General features: G+C 45.6%; 9 protein-coding genes. 3 read left to right on the forward strand and 6 right to left on the reverse strand.

Annotated elements, in window-relative coordinates:
- Positions 1-64 precede the first annotated feature (64 nt).
- Together DW036_RS12995 and DW036_RS13005 are read left to right on the forward strand one after the other, a co-directional pair.
- A complete protein-coding gene (locus DW036_RS12995; protein WP_118464753.1) occupies positions 65-1519 on the forward strand; it encodes a potassium/proton antiporter in 1455 nt (484 codons plus the stop codon).
- A 600-nt stretch (positions 1520-2119) separates the two neighbouring features.
- Positions 2120-3784 carry a long-chain fatty acid--CoA ligase gene (locus DW036_RS13005; RefSeq protein ID WP_118464754.1) on the forward strand — a complete coding sequence of 555 codons (1665 nt, stop codon included), beginning with the start codon at positions 2120-2122 and terminating at the stop codon, positions 3782-3784.
- A gap of 180 nt (positions 3785-3964) precedes the next feature.
- Here the strand turns inward: DW036_RS13005 and DW036_RS13010 are convergent, their stop codons facing one another.
- Positions 3965-5989, reverse strand: coding sequence for a glycoside hydrolase family 65 protein (locus DW036_RS13010; protein ID WP_118464896.1), 2025 nt, complete (start codon positions 5987-5989; stop codon positions 3965-3967).
- Between the two features lie 101 nt (positions 5990-6090).
- Here DW036_RS13010 and DW036_RS13015 point away from each other — a divergent pair, with 101 nt between their 5' ends.
- On the forward strand, positions 6091-6801 hold the full coding sequence (locus DW036_RS13015; protein WP_118464897.1) for a DUF169 domain-containing protein: 711 nt from the start codon (positions 6091-6093) through the stop codon (positions 6799-6801).
- A gap of 434 nt (positions 6802-7235) precedes the next feature.
- Here the strand turns inward: DW036_RS13015 and DW036_RS13025 are convergent, their stop codons facing one another.
- From DW036_RS13025 to DW036_RS13045, 5 genes are all read right to left on the reverse strand, one after another.
- A complete protein-coding gene (locus tag DW036_RS13025; RefSeq protein WP_118464755.1) occupies positions 7236-9389 on the reverse strand; it encodes a glycoside hydrolase family 97 protein in 2154 nt (717 codons plus the stop codon).
- Positions 9390-9412: 23 nt separating this feature from the next.
- Entirely contained in the window at positions 9413-11911 is a 2499-nt protein-coding gene (locus tag DW036_RS13030; protein WP_118464756.1) for a glycoside hydrolase family 31 protein, read from the reverse strand.
- A 344-nt stretch (positions 11912-12255) separates the two neighbouring features.
- Positions 12256-14046, reverse strand: a complete 1791-nt coding sequence (locus DW036_RS13035) for a glycoside hydrolase family 66 protein (RefSeq protein ID WP_118464757.1) — start codon at positions 14044-14046, stop codon at positions 12256-12258.
- 4 nt (positions 14047-14050) lie between these two features.
- Complete coding sequence (locus DW036_RS13040) at positions 14051-15547, reverse strand: SusF/SusE family outer membrane protein (protein WP_118464758.1); 1497 nt, start codon at positions 15545-15547, stop codon at positions 14051-14053.
- Positions 15548-15569: 22 nt separating this feature from the next.
- A complete protein-coding gene (locus DW036_RS13045) occupies positions 15570-17060 on the reverse strand; it encodes a RagB/SusD family nutrient uptake outer membrane protein (protein WP_118464759.1) in 1491 nt (496 codons plus the stop codon).
- Between the last annotated feature and the right edge of the window lie 8 nt (positions 17061-17068).

Here is a 17068-nt window from a genome sequence, read left to right on the forward strand (position 1 = left end):
TAGACATAACTTCGCTTTGCGATAACTAAATCCTTGAATAAACAACTTAAATAATACCCAATTTATGATTTTTACAGCAGAAAACATTCTTTTAATTGGTTCTATCTTACTTTTCATTAGTATTATTGTTGGCAAGACCGGCTATCGATTCGGAGTCCCTGCCCTGTTACTATTCCTTGTCGTCGGCATGGTTTTCGGTAGCGATGGTTTCGGACTACAGTTTCATAACGCTAAAGAAGCACAATTTATTGGTATGGTTGCTCTTAGCGTTATTTTGTTTTCTGGCGGTATGGATACTAAATTCAGCGAAATTAAGCCGATTCTTGTTCCAGGTATTGTCCTTTCTACGGCCGGTGTATTACTTACAGCTATTTTTACGGGTTTATTCATCTGGTGGATCTCCGGCATGAGTTGGTCAAACATTTACCTGCCCATCACTACTTCTCTGCTTCTTGCTTCTACGATGTCTTCTACCGATTCCGCTTCAGTATTCGCTATTCTGCGTTCGCAGAAGATGAATCTGAAACATAACCTTCGTCCCATGCTGGAACTCGAAAGTGGTAGTAATGACCCCATGGCTTACATGCTTACCATCGTACTGATACAGTTCATACAATCCGGTGGAATGGGTATTGCAGGTATCTTCGGCTCATTCGTTGTACAGTTTATAGTAGGTGCAGCAGCCGGATATCTTCTTGGCAAACTTGCCATCCTCATGCTGAACAGACTTAATATTGATAATCAAGCCCTCTATCCTATTCTTTTGCTTGCATTCGTATTTTTCACTTTCTCCATTACCGATCTTCTGAAAGGAAATGGCTACCTCGCCGTTTACATTGCCGGCATCATGGTAGGTAACAACAAGATAATGCATCGCAAAGAGATTTATACTTTCATGGATGGATTGACCTGGCTGTTCCAAATCATCATGTTCCTTTGCCTCGGTTTGTTGGTAAATCCTCACGAATTACTCGATATCGCTTTGGTAGCAACGCTTATCGGTGTATTTATGATTGTTATTGGTCGTCCGCTCAGTGTCTTCCTCTGCTTGCTGCCTTTCGGCAAAAAGATTACAAACCGTTCGCGACTCTTCGTTTCCTGGGTAGGTTTGCGCGGAGCTGTGCCTATCATCTTCGCCACTTATCCGGTAGTAGCGCAAGTACCGGGTGCCGATGTGATCTTTAATATCGTATTCTTTATCACGATTGTTTCCCTCGTTATCCAGGGTACTACCGTTTCCTTAGCTGCCCGCTTACTGAAACTTTCTACCCCGTTGGAGAAGACCGGCAATGAATTCGGTGTGGAATTGCCCGAAGAAATAGACAGTGATCTCAGCGATATGACCGTTACCACGGAGATGCTCGAAGAAGGCGATACCCTGAAGGATATCACTCTGCCTAATGGAGCACTCGTAATGATTGTGAAACGAGGCACGGAATTCCTGATACCGAACGGATCGCTGAAATTACATTTGGGGGATAAGCTGTTGCTGATTTCGGATAAGAAGAGTAGTGATTAATACATGTACTTTTTCTTTCGTTTGCCCGAAAGAAAAAGATACCAAAAAGAAAGGGCACGGGCTACGTCTACGGTGCTACTCCGATACTGCCATGCGCAGACGGGGCTCGAACTCGCTACGCTCAGACAAATCGCCCCTTACCTGCGCCTGACAATATCTCCGCTTGACGCACCTACGCCTATGCCCGAAGGCTGCGCGATAGAGTGCTGCGCAGTAAAGCGTTGTGCGATACAGGACTGTGCATCACAGAGCTATGTAATATAGAACCACGTAATATTTCCCCCCATTCACGCCGCATGGTCTCCGGCCTCACTGTAGGGGCGTTAAGCGTAGAAAGTGTTTTCGGCGTTAAGAAGGGCAGGCTGTTTGAGCGAAGCGAGTTCCTGCCCTTTAGCTGAAAACACTTTCGGAGTAGCCCCGGAAGTGCAGCCTTGATTTTTTCTTTGGTATCTTTCTTTTGCATCAAGGCAAAAGAAAGTACAATTGGTTATTTTTTCTTTTTCTTTCGCCTCCCACCAAAGAATAAATATATAAACTTGCACGACATCACATTTAGCTCTATATTTGCGCAGTTTTAACTAAAGTGTGCAAATTTAACAGATGGAACAGGAACAACACTTCATTGATTACATTGAACAAAGCATCATTCGGAACTGGAACTTAAACGCCTTGACTGACTACAAAGGTGCTACTCTCCAATATAAAGACGTGGCTCGCAAGATTGCAAAATTCCATATTGTACTGGAAAGTGCCGGTATCCAGCCGGGTGATAAAATTGCCGTCTGCGGTCGTAACAGTGCACACTGGGCAGTTACTTTCCTGGCAACCATCACTTATGGAGCTGTTATTGTGCCTATTCTTCACGAATTTAAAGCGGATAATATACATAATATCGTCAATCACTCAGAAGCCAGACTGCTTTTTGTGGGAGACCAGGTATGGGAAAACCTGAATGAGGACGCCATGCCACAATTGCTGGGCGTTATTCTGATGACTGAATTCACCCCTGTAGTCTGTCGAGACAAACGATTGATGGAAGCTTTCGAGCACCGCAATACACTCTACGGACAACGCTATCCTAAAAACTTCCGTCCCGAACACATCTGCTATCGGAAGGATGAACCGGAAGAACTTGCCATCATTAACTATACTTCGGGTACTACCGGATATTCCAAAGGTGTCATGCTCCCCTATCGCAGCCTTTGGTCCAACGTGAATTACTGCCATGAGATGCTTCCGGTAAAACCGGGCGATAATATGGTTGCCATGCTTCCTATGGGACATGTGTTCGGAATGACTTACGATTTCCTCTACGGTTTTTCAGCCGGGGCACACCTCTACTTCCTCACTCGCATGCCGACTCCTAAAATTATCGCACAGTCTTTCGCTGAAATCAAACCACGCGTCATCTCATGCGTGCCTCTGATTGTAGAAAAGATTATCAAGAAGAATATTCTGCCTCGTGTAGATAATAAAATAGGTAAGTTGCTGCTTCGTCTTCCTATCATCAATGACAAGATCAGGGCTCTTGCACGCAAAGAAGCAATGGAAATATTCGGTGGTAACTTCGATGAAATAATCATCGGCGGAGCCCCGTTCAATGCAGAAGTCGAGCGCTTCCTCAAACAGATAGGCTTCCCCTACACCATCGCTTACGGTATGACGGAATGTGGTCCTATCATCTGTTCCAGCCGCTGGGAAACCCTGAAGCTGGCATCATGCGGTAAGGCAACCACAGGCATGGAAGTGAAGATCGATTCGTCTGATCCGGAAAAGGTGGCGGGAGAAATCATTTGTCGAGGTACCAACCTGATGCTGGGATATTATAAGAACCAGGAAGCAACCTCACAAATCATTGACGTAAATGGCTGGCTGCATACAGGCGATTTAGGCACAATGGATGCGGAAGGTTATGTAACTGTGCGTGGGCGTAGCAAGAATATGTTGCTCACTTCCAGCGGACAAAACATCTACCCGGAAGAGATTGAAAGCAAACTGAATAATATGCCTTATGTTTCCGAGTCGCTCATTGTGTTGCAAAAAGAAAAACTGGTAGCACTGATTTATCCGGACTTTGACGATGCATTTGCTAATGGACTGCAACAAACGGATGTAGAGCGTATGATGGAAGCTAACCGTAACGAACTCAACCAGCAATTACCGGCTTATTGCCAGATCTCAAAGGTGAAGATACATTTTGAGGAGTTTGAAAAGACAGCCAAAAAATCTATTAAACGGTTTATGTATCAGGAGGCTAAAGGTTAACAAAGATATAAGATTAAGTCTATATTTTTAATTAATGTTATAGAACATACTTTTTTATTTGGATAATTTGCAGTTATCCCGAAAGTACGTATCTTTGCAGTGTGTTTTTCATAGTATTAGATTTAAGGTTAACAAAGGTTGGAGTACAGCGGTACTCCTTTTTTTATGTCCATACGTTTCCTACCTCTCACGTGTATACATCTTTTTCTCCGGTCCTACTCCCTTCACCGTAACCTTTTTCCAATGTGCAGGAAGTACGGAAGATAATTGCTCCACACCGCCATCCGTTATCTGCAATCCACAGAAACCGTTTATAACAGCTTGCAGCAATCCGCCTGCTCCCGTCATAAAGTAAGGATTATCACTGGTGGGCGTTTCCGCCAATACACCGAAAGGAGCACGCAAGTTCGGCTGATAGCAACGGCAGAACATCTCATAGGAACGCTTCGCATCCCTCATCCGGGCATACTGCACACAGAATACGGAATAAGACATGGCCGGACCATTCTGCGGATCAATCTTATCGACATAATATTCCATATCCTTCTTTTGCGATTCAGCATCCCCGACAAAATATAATGGATATCCCAATAAATTCACATCCGCCTGCTTTATCATCTCACCGTTGTATGTGGCATGCTCACGAGTGACTCCATCTTTAAAACGAAGAATACGGATGCCCTTGCCCACTTCTTCCCATATTTCCGGAACAGGCTCATTACATATCCTTGCCGCCTCACAAGCATATTCCAAAGCCCGGATAGCCGCACCATTTGTGAAAGCATTATCATCCACCCCATTTGCATATTCATCGGCTCCCACTACATTGCAAATGGAGTAAGAACCGTCATCATTACGCGTCACACGGCTTACCCAAAAGTCAGCAACCGCTTTCATCAGCGGAAATGCTTTCGTCCGCAGCCACTGTCCGTCACGGGTAAGGCAATAATAATTCCAGCAGGCAATACTGATGTCCGCAGTGATATGATGTTCCAGAGGACCTGTCAAAGCAAAAGTAGGAGTCGATTCTTCCCCGTAATCATCACTCTCCCAGGGAAACATAGCCCCTTTGAAGCCGTATGACATTGCTTTCTTGCGGGCAGCCATCAAGCGATCAATACGATAATCGATCATAGATTCGGCAATTCCCTTATTCAGCAACAGCATCGGGGGAAACATCCAAAGTTCCGAATCCCAGAATATATGTCCATTGTAACCTTGCGAAGAAAGTCCCATGGGCGAGATACTCAATCCGCTTCCTTCCCTGCAAGAAGAATAAAGGTTGAAAAGTGCAAACCGAACCGCCCGTTGTGCTTCGTCATCCCCTTCTATCAGGATATCACTTTCCCACAATTCATTCCAAAGACGGCGATGTGCAGCCATCAGTGAAGTTGTACCTTCATGAATAGCATAAATCACCTGCCGTTCAGCCTCATTATACGGATCGCTAAAGTCACGGGCGGAGCACACAGAACCCACCAAAGCAAAAGAGATTTGCTCTCCTTTCTTCAGATTCAGTACGAAAGACATCTCTTTAGTCACTTCATCATAAAAAGGCTCCTGTGCTTTTCCTTTATTAAAAATAAAAGCGGAAGAAGCGGAAACTTTTTGTTGCCGATGCGCAGATGCAGCATAAGATTGCAGCATATACATTTGTGTATCATCCGCCCTCATTTTCCGGAAGCGCTGTGTAGGCTGACTGTATTCTTGGGGAATATCCATCCGGGCAGCAACTTTCAGAGATACATCGGACAGAGCTTTTATATCCACACGGATAAGCCCCGCATAAGGCATATTTCTTAAAGCGTAAATGCTATAATCCACATCAACTTTCCCGGCTGCCCGGAAACTACTGTTATGAGTTGCTTCTTTCATGTCAATACACTGCTTCCAGTTTGTGATACATTCCGTATTCACCTCTTTTCCATCTATATCCATCGACATCTGGAAAGGATTGATTCCTTTCAACACACGGCTTACCCCCTGAGGACCGTCCGTATCGAACACATGATTCAGTATCACCTGCCGCACAGAGAAAGGTTCTTTCCAGGGAAGAATGCCGATTCCGCCATTCGCCATAGGGGCGCCTACATAAGGAGCATTTATATCAGAAGCATGAAGTTGCCACAAAGTGTCATCTTCTCCTTTCACTATCTGCACAAAGAAAAAAACAAGTAGAAAAAAACAGGAAATACGTGCTTTCATAATCAATATGGAATTATAGTTTTCTATGCAAAAATAAGTAAAATCCTCAATAATCCGGCAATCAATTGTTATCTTTACCTCCAAACCAAAACTCTGTTATCATGGATATACATACTTTTATGACTAATTATCGGGAAGCATTTGGTGAACGTGCCGAACTTCCCATCGCTTTCTGGTACTCCGATAAACAGGAAAGCGAAACAGAAAAAATTGGCGGTTGCTTCTTCAAGGGCCTGCAACAGGTAAGGGAAGGTAAAACCATCAGCCTGAACAGCGACGTCATAGGATGTGGCGGCGGAAAGTTCTACACCGGTTTCACGGAAATGCCAATACACGTACCTAACTTCGTATCCCTAAAAGAGAAGTACAAAAAGACTCCTGAAATGGTAACAGATTTCATAAAGCAAATCCAGGTACCGCGTACGGAAAAGGCCTATCTGCATTTTGCCCGGATAGATAAACTTACTTCTTTCGATGATGTGGAGGGTTTGCTGTTCCTTGCTACACCTGATATCCTGTCAGGACTTACCACATGGGCTTTTTATGATACGAATGCATTTGATACCGTAGCTACTCCTTTCGGTTCCGGTTGCAGTTCCGTTGTAACCCTCACTGTTCTCGAAAACCAAAAAGACGGCAAGCGCTGTTTCCTCGGCTTCTTCGATCCGTCCGTGCGTCCCCACTTTGAAGCCAATCTGTTGAGTTTCACTATTCCCATGTCCCGCTTCAAAGAGATGTATCACACCATGCGCGAAAGTTGCCTGTTCGATACACACGCCTGGGGAAAGATAAAAGAGCGTATCAATGAATAAAACCTTGAAAAAAAGTAAAGAAACAATGCCTAATTTTTAATTAGTGTTATAAAAACACTTATATTGGTCTAATCATTTGGAAATACGCAGAATATCCGTACCTTTGCACTGTGTTTTTCATAGTATTAGATTTAAGGTTAACAAAGGTTGGAGTACAGCGGTACTCCTTTTTTTATGTCCATACGTTTGGAATATCCTCGCAAAAGGCTTTTCTTTGTGGCAATGCTTTAAAATAAATAATGCCATGAAAAGAACACTGTTACTCATCAATCTTCTTCTACTCTCTGTATGTGTATTCCCGCAAGAGAATATCGAAGTAAACTATGCTACTATTAAAAAGAAAATAGCCCCTTCCTCACTCACTCCTAATTACCGTACTTTGGTGATTGGAGAGCTGAGGAAAGGGATTTTTATATACCAGATATTCCGGTTTATCAGATATTACCGGACAGCTTTTTCAATCCTTTCAATTCCGCCTTATCTTTCACCTCTATAATGCTGATAGCATAACCACCACCTGGAGCCGCTTTCAATTTTAACACAGTCTTAGGAGAAACAATCCCTTTACGGATTACGTAAGCCTGCGGATTCGTTTTATAATCAGCATCCTTTGCGTCCGCATAAACAGTAGCTATATACTGTTTATCAGCATCCAGAAAATCAAGTTTCAGAGTAGAAGCATGTCCCTGCTCACTGCTGGTACAACCAATAAACCAATTATTCGTACCTTTCGCCTTGCGGGCAGCCGTGATATAGCGTCCCGGTTCTGCTTCCAGGTATCGGCTGTCATCCCAGTCCAGAGCCACATCCTTAATGAACTGGAAAGCATCCATAAAGCGTTCATAGTTCTCAGGCAGATCAGCTGCCATTTGCAGAGGGCTGTACATCGTGACATAGAGTGCCAACTGACGCGCCAATGTAGAGTTTACATGAGCGTGACTATTCGGATTCAGTTTATTCATATCCATTTCAAAGATACCCGGCGTATAATCCATCGGTCCGCCTTGCAGACGGGTGAAAGGAAGAATGGTCGTGTGGAAAGGCTTGCTGCCTCCGAAAGCTTCATATTCCGTGCCACGGGCAGATTCATTTCCTATCAGATTCGGATACGTACGGCACAAACCAGTAGGACGTACAGCCTCGTGGGCATTCACCATAATCTTATGCTTGGCAGCTTCGGTCACGGCATACAGGTAATGGTTGTTCATCCACTGCCCATAATGATATTCGCCGCGCGGAATGATATTACCCACATAACCGCTTTTCACGGAATTGTAACCGTATTGGTTCATCAAGTCATAGGCAGCCTCCATGTGGCGTTCGTAGTTGCGTGCGGAAGCCGATGTCTCATGATGCATCATCAGTTTGACACCTTTGGAGTGAGCATACTCATTCAGGTATTTGATATCAAAATCAGGATATGGAGTGAGAAAGTCGAAAACATAATCCTTGCTGTTGCCGAACCAGTCTTCCCAACCGGTATTCCAGCCTTCTACCAACACCTGGTCGAAACCATGCTCCGCAGCAAAATCAATGTACTTCTTTACATTCTCCGTATTGGCGGGGTGAATGCCATTCGGCTTCACCTTCGTATAATCCGTTTCACCCAGTTTTACAGAAGGGAGATCAAATGTATAAGCCCACGGCTTGCCTGCCGCAATCATTTCCCACCATACGCCTACATACTTCACAGGCTTAATCCAGGAAGTGTCCTCATACTTGCAGGGATCATTCAGATTCAGTATCAGATTGGAAGCCAGCATTTCGCGGGCATCATCACTGACTATCACCGTACGCCACGGAGTGTGGCAAGGTGACTGCATATACCCTTTATCGCCCTGTGCATCCGGCGTCAGCCAGGATTCAAAGATAAGGTTCTTATCATCCAGATTCAGGTGCATGCACGAATAATCCACCAAAGCAGCTTCATGGAGATTGAGATAGATTCCGTCAGCTGTTTTCATCTGGAGGGAAGTCTGCACACCTGTCGGCGAAAACTGGTTTTGTGACGCATTATCAGTAATGGCTCCCTGCATCAAACCGCGAATTTCCGAAAGTTTGGATTCCGTATAATCATATTCCTGAGTATCGTAATCACCGGGAATCCACCAGGCGGTATGATCTCCCGTCATAGCAAACTGGGTATGTTCGTCCTTAATCACGAAGTAAACCAGATTCTTCTGTTGCGGAAACTCATAGCGGAATCCTACACCATCATCATATACACGAAAACGAAGGTTCATATAACGATCCGTGGCGGGCTGTTTCAATTCAACCAGCAATTCGTTGTAGTGATTACGAATATCTTTCGTTTCTCCCCACACCGGTTGCCAGATTTCGTCGAAGGTAGAAGTAGAAACTTTCAGGACTTCAAAACCATCCAGCAGATTATTGGCATTCTTCAATTCCAGTCCCAAGGTGCTGGGCTTAATCACGGATTTCCCTTTATACTCCACTTGATAGGTCGGAGCACCATTCTTTGATAATTCAAAATCCAGCTTCACTTGGCCCGAAGGAGACGACACTCCTTCCGCTTTCCCCGCTAAGGCAAAAAGAAGACAAATTGCGCTAAGCATTAACTTTCTCATAACTATACTTTTTATGGTTGGTATTAATAAATAAATTCAATCGTGTGTTTCGCCCCGTCATCCGGCAATCTCAACATACAAAGATTCTGTTTCTTATCCGGACACCATGCGGTAACCTTAAACTCCGTTTCCATCCCTTCATTCAGTTTTTCCGCTTTCATTTTCCTTACTTTCTGTCCGTCAATAAGCGCCTCCTTCGGCATCTGCCCGGTATAAATGCAAAACATCAGGTTGCGTTCTCCCGGAAGGGCATACTTCTCTCCCGCCCTTTCCCCGACTTCGAGCACATATCCCTTTTCCGTTGTCCGGCAAGATACAGGAGTACGCATAAATTCTCCACGCTGATATCCCAGATCAGTTCCTGCATCTTCATACAGGGAGAAAGACGTTTCACCGCCCGCCGTAGCCGGAAATACCTCAAATGTAATCGGATAAACCGCTTTCTCATCCGTATAATTCATCACAGGCATCTGAGGGATGATACTTCCTTTCCGTACAAACATAGGAATGGTATTCAGCGGAGCATTTGCCGTAGTCCACTGTTCGCCACTATATTCCGTGCGCTTGTCATTATAATCAATCCAAGTACCTTCGGGCAGATAAACATTCTTATTAGTTGCCCCCTTCTTCACTACCGGAGCCACCAGCAGTTCGCTACCAAACATAAATTGTGCATCCGTAGAGACTGTTTCCAAATCCGCCGGATATTCCATAAACATGGGGCGCATAATCGGCAAACCCGTTTCATACGCTTCGCGGGCATAAGTATAAATATAAGGCAGCAAGCGATATTTCATTTCTATGGCAGCTTTAACGTTCTTCTCCGCTTCTTCCCCAAAGAGCCACGGTTCTACCGCCACATCTCCTTCATGGTGAATACGGCTCAGAGGATTGAACGCTCCCAACTGTACCCAACGGGTATAAAGTTCCGCCATAGCGGGATAATCTTCAATATCCCCGCAATAACCTGAAATGTCACACGCCACGAAAGGAATCACACCCAGTCCGGCAGATAAAAGTACCGGAATCTGATTAGCCATCTGTCCCCAGCCTTGCAGCACATCATCTCCATTGCCGCAATCTCCGGTCCAGCCGAAGGTGTAACGCTGCAATCCTGCATAGGCGGCACGTGTCATCTGGAAGACACGAAGATCCGGATTCCGTTTCTCAAACTGTTCCTTTACCACCTTGTCCCAGGTCAGACCATACACGTTATGAATTTCATCATGCATACCCAGGTGGTGCTTCATTACAAGACGTTCCGTTTGTTCCTCATTGCTCCAGGCAGGTTCACCCATATCCGTCCAGAAGCCGGCAATGCCGTCATCTATCGGTTTCTGCTGATAAACTCCCCACCAGTCCGCCACTTCGGGAATGGTAAAGTCCACCACACCGCAGTTGCCACCCCACGGCCAGGGCATATCATAGCTCTTACCCGTAGTGGAGTCTTTCACCAGATAACCCAAGCGGTCCGCTTCTTCCCATTGCTTTTTATTAGCCTGAGAGATAACCGGGTCTTGCGAAACAATCACCTTGAAGCCCATCCCTTTCAAGTCGGCAAGCATCTTCTTCGGATTCTGATAGTTTTCTTTCCGCCAGTTGAAGTCCTGTAGGTATTGTGTCCAGCCTATATCCTGATAGATGATATCGCAGGGAATACCACGCTTGCGGTATCCTTCGGCTATTTCATAAGAGAGCTTCTCGGTAGTCAGCAGGCCGCGGCATTGTGCAAAGCCCAGTGCCCATTTCGGAGGCATGATGGGTTTTCCGGTCAATGCGACATACTGTTTCATGATTTCCTTATAATCCTTACCGAAGATAAAATAGTAAACCATCTCCCCACCGGGAGCTTCAAAGCTGTAATAATCACGGTTTTCAGTACCGAATTTGAATTCTGTCTTATACGTGTTATCCAGAAATATACCATAGCGATAACTGCTCATAAAGAAAGGAATACTTTTGTACAGGGGATCTTCCACAACGCTGTAACAAGGTTTATCACTATTCCACATTTTATAAGATTCGCCTCGGCGGTCCAGCTTGCCGGTCTTCTCACCCAAACCGAAGAAATGCTCATCCCGGCGCAGGGTCTTATACTCCACTTTACGCTCTCCATCGCTGATATGCCCCTTGTCGGCATAATCACTGAACAAGAGCTTCTGATACTTGTCGAATATCTGCAAGCTGAACGGAGCCTTGTTGACGCGAATACGCAGTTTAGGCGTAAATATCTCATAGCAGGCATTCTGTTCGTCCACCCGGACAGTGCCTACATCTTCCAATTCTTCATTAATCACCGCAAAGGAAGGATTTCCCCGCTGCAACTTACCGTCCGGCGAAAACCAGACGCGCACAACGGAGGGACTGCAAAGTTGCAACTGCACAGCCGAATTATCGTCTAAATGAAACGTAACGTCTCTCCCTTCCTGCGAATAAGAAGTACAGTTTCCCGTTACATTTCCGCAATATAAATGCGGAGACAGGCAACACAGTATTAAAAATAAATATATATATTTTCTCATGGTTCTATATCTTTTATAATATGTTCTTTTCTTTTCCGGTTATGAGCTAAATTGATACGCGGACAAGGCGGACGAACGCGGATTTTATAAGGCTGAAAGCCTGAGATTACATAGCGTAGGGCAACGCCCTACGTGATTATGTATATCTCTATTTAAGCCCTGAAAGGGCGCAATCAAGCATACACGCTTTATCTCGCCCTTTCAGGGCTCAGAAATGGGGATGTATATTACGTAGGGCGATGCCCTACGCTATATAATGCAAGCCTTTCAGGCTTAAAATTCAGCCTGATAAATTATCATTTAGCTCATTATTGTGCCATTTTGAATCAACCCCAATAACCGTTTTATTCCATTACAATCATGCTCCAGTATTTCAGTGAAGGAAGCGTAAAGGTTATCGCTCCGTCTTTCTGTTCAAAAGCTAATTCCTGCGAAGCTCCGGCATGTGCATCGGGAGTAGCTACCCACACTTTGCTCACTTTCCCCGCAACATTCAGCTTCAAGGGCACTTTAGTCACCAACCGGGGTTCGGGCATTGTCCCGTTCAGGTCTCTCCAACTTAAACTGTTTGTACTAAGGAAGTTCAGCAGATGAACCACCTGTTTGCCGTTCACCCTTCTGGCGAAAGAAGTAATGGCTGATTTCTGTGGCGGCCAAGTGTTCAGATTCAGATTCTTGCTTGCATCCGTACATACCAAAGTTACCTTCTCCTCCTCCCCGCCATCGCGAAGAAGATTCTGATAAGCAGTCATAAAGTCATAATAGCGCACAACAGCCGTCTTCAAAGCATCACTCATCTGCAAACGGGTATTTGGAAAATATTCACTGCACAACATATGGTCGCCTCCCAATTCCAGGTGCGAACCTCCCAGAGCAAACATCACCGCATCCGTCAGCAAGATTCCCGGCATATTGAACTCACCGGAACCCTTTTCATAATTCATATAAGCCGCAAACACCGTCTTCAATGCCTGATTTCCGTACTGATGGTTCGCTTTCAGGATCGTATATAAATCCGTGAAATCAGCTTCATCCCCCCAAACTTCATTATACAGGAAATCCACTTTCCCCGTACCTGCAATTTGGGATGCCCCATAGCTACTTACTGCATTCATCACCAAGCGCTTATCAGGATGTTTCCCCTTCATAGCTTCAATAAACGAAACATAAGTCTTAGGCAGATTCACCTTATTCCCCTTGTAATCATAGCGGTCGCCACGGTTTCCCAACTGGTCTATCTGATAGCCGTCAAAGTCAAGATTGGCATAGACATCATCGTTGCGCTGGGCAATATATGCCTGCCATTCGGCATTACCCGGATCGAGCAAATAGATATTGCTCTTCCAACTGTCAGGCAATGTATGCGCATCCTTATCCGTATGTCCTGTGCCTTTAAAGATGTACCACTCTTCCTTCACACCGTCACCGGCTGCATCATCGAGTGCACCGAAACAAAGATTATAAAACATCGCCTTCATTCCAAACGAGTGCTGAATGCGGATATAATCCTTTACCGACTGTGTATAAATATCCCGGTTGGCGATGTCCTTATATACCGCATCGAGATGTTCACGCGTACCGCCTAACGGCCAGTGATGCTTGTTGTGCCAATCCTGAAACTGCACACCATTTATATGGCAGCGGTTCAGAAAAGCCATTTCCTCCTGAATTTTACTTTCCGTTTTAGAAGCGTCGAAGGTGGCGACAAAGCCATAACGCGGAAAACGTGCCCAGTCACTGGATACATCGATGGCAATAGTACCGAGAATGACTTCCGTACCGTCTTCTTTAGTGCGATAGACATCCGCCAGATATCCGGTGAAATCCGTTGCAGGGGCAGTCCACGTCCAGGAACCGCCTGCGGCTGCCTGTTCGGAGATTACCTTGTTCAAAGTACGGTAACGTACCTTTGCTCCCGCAGGCAGGGCATCGGCTGTGAAGGAAACGGTTTCACCCGGTTTGTAACAAGCCTTGTCAGTAGTCAGGTTCACGGTTAAATCGGAGGTAACGGGAGTGACATCAGTCACTCCTCCGGTTTCTCCTCCACCACCGTTACCACCGCCGGTTTCATCATTGTCTTTGCTGCACGAAGCCAAAAAGAACATGGCAGCCATTGCATAAACTATATATTTCATCGTTTCACTGTTTTACTATCGAAATTGTCTCTTCCAACTGATTCAGAGTAATCTTATAAGAACCAGCCGTCGTAATCTTCCATTTCAGGTCGATACCTCCAATCATTACATCCAGGTATTGAGCTTTGAAAGCATCGCTGGCCTTATCCAAAAACAACATTGGTTCCGTCTCGCCCGAAGGCTGCTTATCAGCTACGGTCGGCATAAACCAAGCACCGTTCCAGTCCTCTTTCTTATCACAGGTCAGCTTCAACTCACCCACATTCAGTACACCTTGCCAGGTAAATACATACGGATTATCCGTGGCCTGCATCGGCGTGGCATCTCCAATACTCCATCCCGCAGGCGCAGCATCCCCTACCATATAAATCATCTCATAAGGAACAAATTCGCTCATCATCATGCGCTCTTTCCCTGCACGGATATCGACACATATCTTATAGGCCTTACCACATTCGGCATCTTTCAGCACCCATTTATTGTCAGGATCGAACCCTTTCACAAATACCATCTCCGTATCGGTGTAAGCGGCATTGGCATTCTTTGCTTTATACATGCTCTCCCAGCTTCCTTCTGAAGTTCCGAACTTGAATTCCCCACCCTGGCCTGCATCGAACAAACGGGCATAGCGGAACAGGAACGGATCGAGCACATCCTTTTTCATCGGCACAAATCCCCAGTCGTTCATACCTCCAACGAAATAAAGCTGATCGTAAGCCGGTCTGAGGTTCTCAGTCTGAGTCAAGGTGATAACACCGGTAAACAGGTTCGCTTCAACAACATAGTTGAACTCTTCTTCAATCGTAAACGATTCGTCCGGCTGATCGGCACTGGTACGAAGCACCAGCTTTCCGTCAGTTCCTTTGTTGTACGACGGCAAGAAAGAACCCAGCGTAGTGATAAACTTAAAGGAACCCGCAGTCATTTTTCCCGTCCATGTAAATATACCATTGTCTTTCCGGGTCATTTCCGTTGCATCGTCCGCACTCCAACCGCCGGGAGTGGCATCACCTATCAGGTAAAGAGTGGAAGTCAACGGTTTGTAAGCTGTGACACTAAAAGAAGTAGTGGTTACCTGCGTCTCTTCCCGATCCGTTACTTTGGCTGTCAGGCGTGCCTCCAGAGAGAAGTTTTCAGTAGCTTCCGCACCGAAATGCTCACGAAGGATATTATTCAATTCCTCCACGTTCTTCTTCCAGGTATATTCCTGCACGACATTCTCCAAAGCCACATAAGGAGCGGCAAAATTACTGCCTGCCTTGGCAAGTTCCAGTGTATAGGAAATCTTATTTCCTGTACCATAATTCGTGCCTGTTGTCCAAGAGAGTTCCAAGGCATCATCACCATGCGCCTGTTCGTTCAAAACGACTTCCGTGTTGCTGGTGGAAAGCGCCAGTTCATTGTGTCCCTTATCCAATTCCATATAGTCATTGTCCACACATGCAGACAATGCCATGCAACCCAGCAATGCAAATACTAAATGTGAAATATATCTTTTCATATTCTTCTTCTGATTTAAGTGATTAATAACCCGGATTCTGTGTCATCAGTATATTCGCATCCATTTCCGTCTGCGGAATGGGAAACAACAGGCGATTCTTATTCACACTGTTCTTGCCGATGGATTGCAGGAAACGGATGGCATACTCTCCATTATTGACGCGGATCATATCGAACCAGCGATGTCCTTCGAAAGCCAGTTCCATGCGCCGTTCGTGAATAATCTTCTCACGCATCGCCTCCTGCGACAGGCCCGAAACTTCCGGCAATCCGGCACGTTTGCGAACTATGTTCAAGGGAGCGGCAGCTTGGCCGGGTTGTCCCATTTCATTCAGCGCTTCCGCTTTCTTCAGCAAGACATCCGCGTAGCGGTACACAACAAAGTTATTGGGGTTCGTATTGTATTCCGGCGAAATAGTCTTGGACACCAGGAATTTGCGCACGTTATATCCGGTATTGGAGTAAGAACTCTTATAAGTCTTTCCGTCGAAGTCCGGACAACCTGCATAAAGAACCGTCAGGTCTTTCCGGTTGTCACCTTCTTCATACTGGCTCACAAATTCCTCCGTAGGCTGGTTCCAGCCGTAGCTGCCTGCAACAAAGTCCGAGTTGCGAGGCCCCATGAAAGTGGAAAGCCAGGAAGACTGCCCGTCCGTTCCCCAGAAATCATATTCCGTACTTCCGGAATACTGCACTTCAAACAGAGATTCGGGACCGTTATTGATGGTAGCATCGAAGTTATTTTCATACTTGCAGGTGGAAAGGTCGTAACCCAGGTTCGTAATCTCATTGCACAGTTCCACCACGTCTTCATAATAACTCGTATAGTTGGGAGCCAGTGTCAGGTAAATATCCGCCAGCATGGCAAGGGCAGCATCCTTACAGGCACGTCCTTTTTCTTCTTCATTATATTCCGCTTTCGCCGGAAGCAAATCGACCGCATTCTTACAGTCCGAAATGATCTGCTCATAAGTCTGATCCAACGTAGTGCGTGCTATTGCAGTAGATTCACCCGGATTATAAGGTTCCAGACGCAAAGGAACGCCGCCATACAAACGGGCTAAAATATAATAGTAATGGGCACGAAGGAAATATGCTTCACCCATACAACGGTTCTTTATACTTTCCGATACAGCTTCGGCCTGCGGAAGACTGGTCAGCACAATGTTACACTGCCCGATACCTACCCACGGAGAACGCCACATATACAGAGCCATACCATTATCGCTCTGCGTGATAAAATTGGATGCCTGTATGGTTTCCAGACCATCTGTACCACCGCCTGCACCTACCAGGCTGTTGCCCGCAACGATATCCAGCGACCACATACGCTGGTTGTAGAGATTGGAAGACTGAAGCGCCTTGTAGCAAGCATTTGTCAGTGCCACGGCCACATCATCAGTCACAGTTGTTTCAGGATCAACGGCATATTTGGGCGACTTATCCAGGAAGTCATTACATGATACCAGCATCAATACAGCCAGCACGTATAGTAAGTTTGTTATCTTTTTCATATCCAAAT

The sequence above is a fragment of the Bacteroides sp. AF39-11AC genome, assembly GCF_003474285.1.
Taxonomy (GTDB): Bacteria; Bacteroidota; Bacteroidia; order Bacteroidales; family Bacteroidaceae; genus Bacteroides.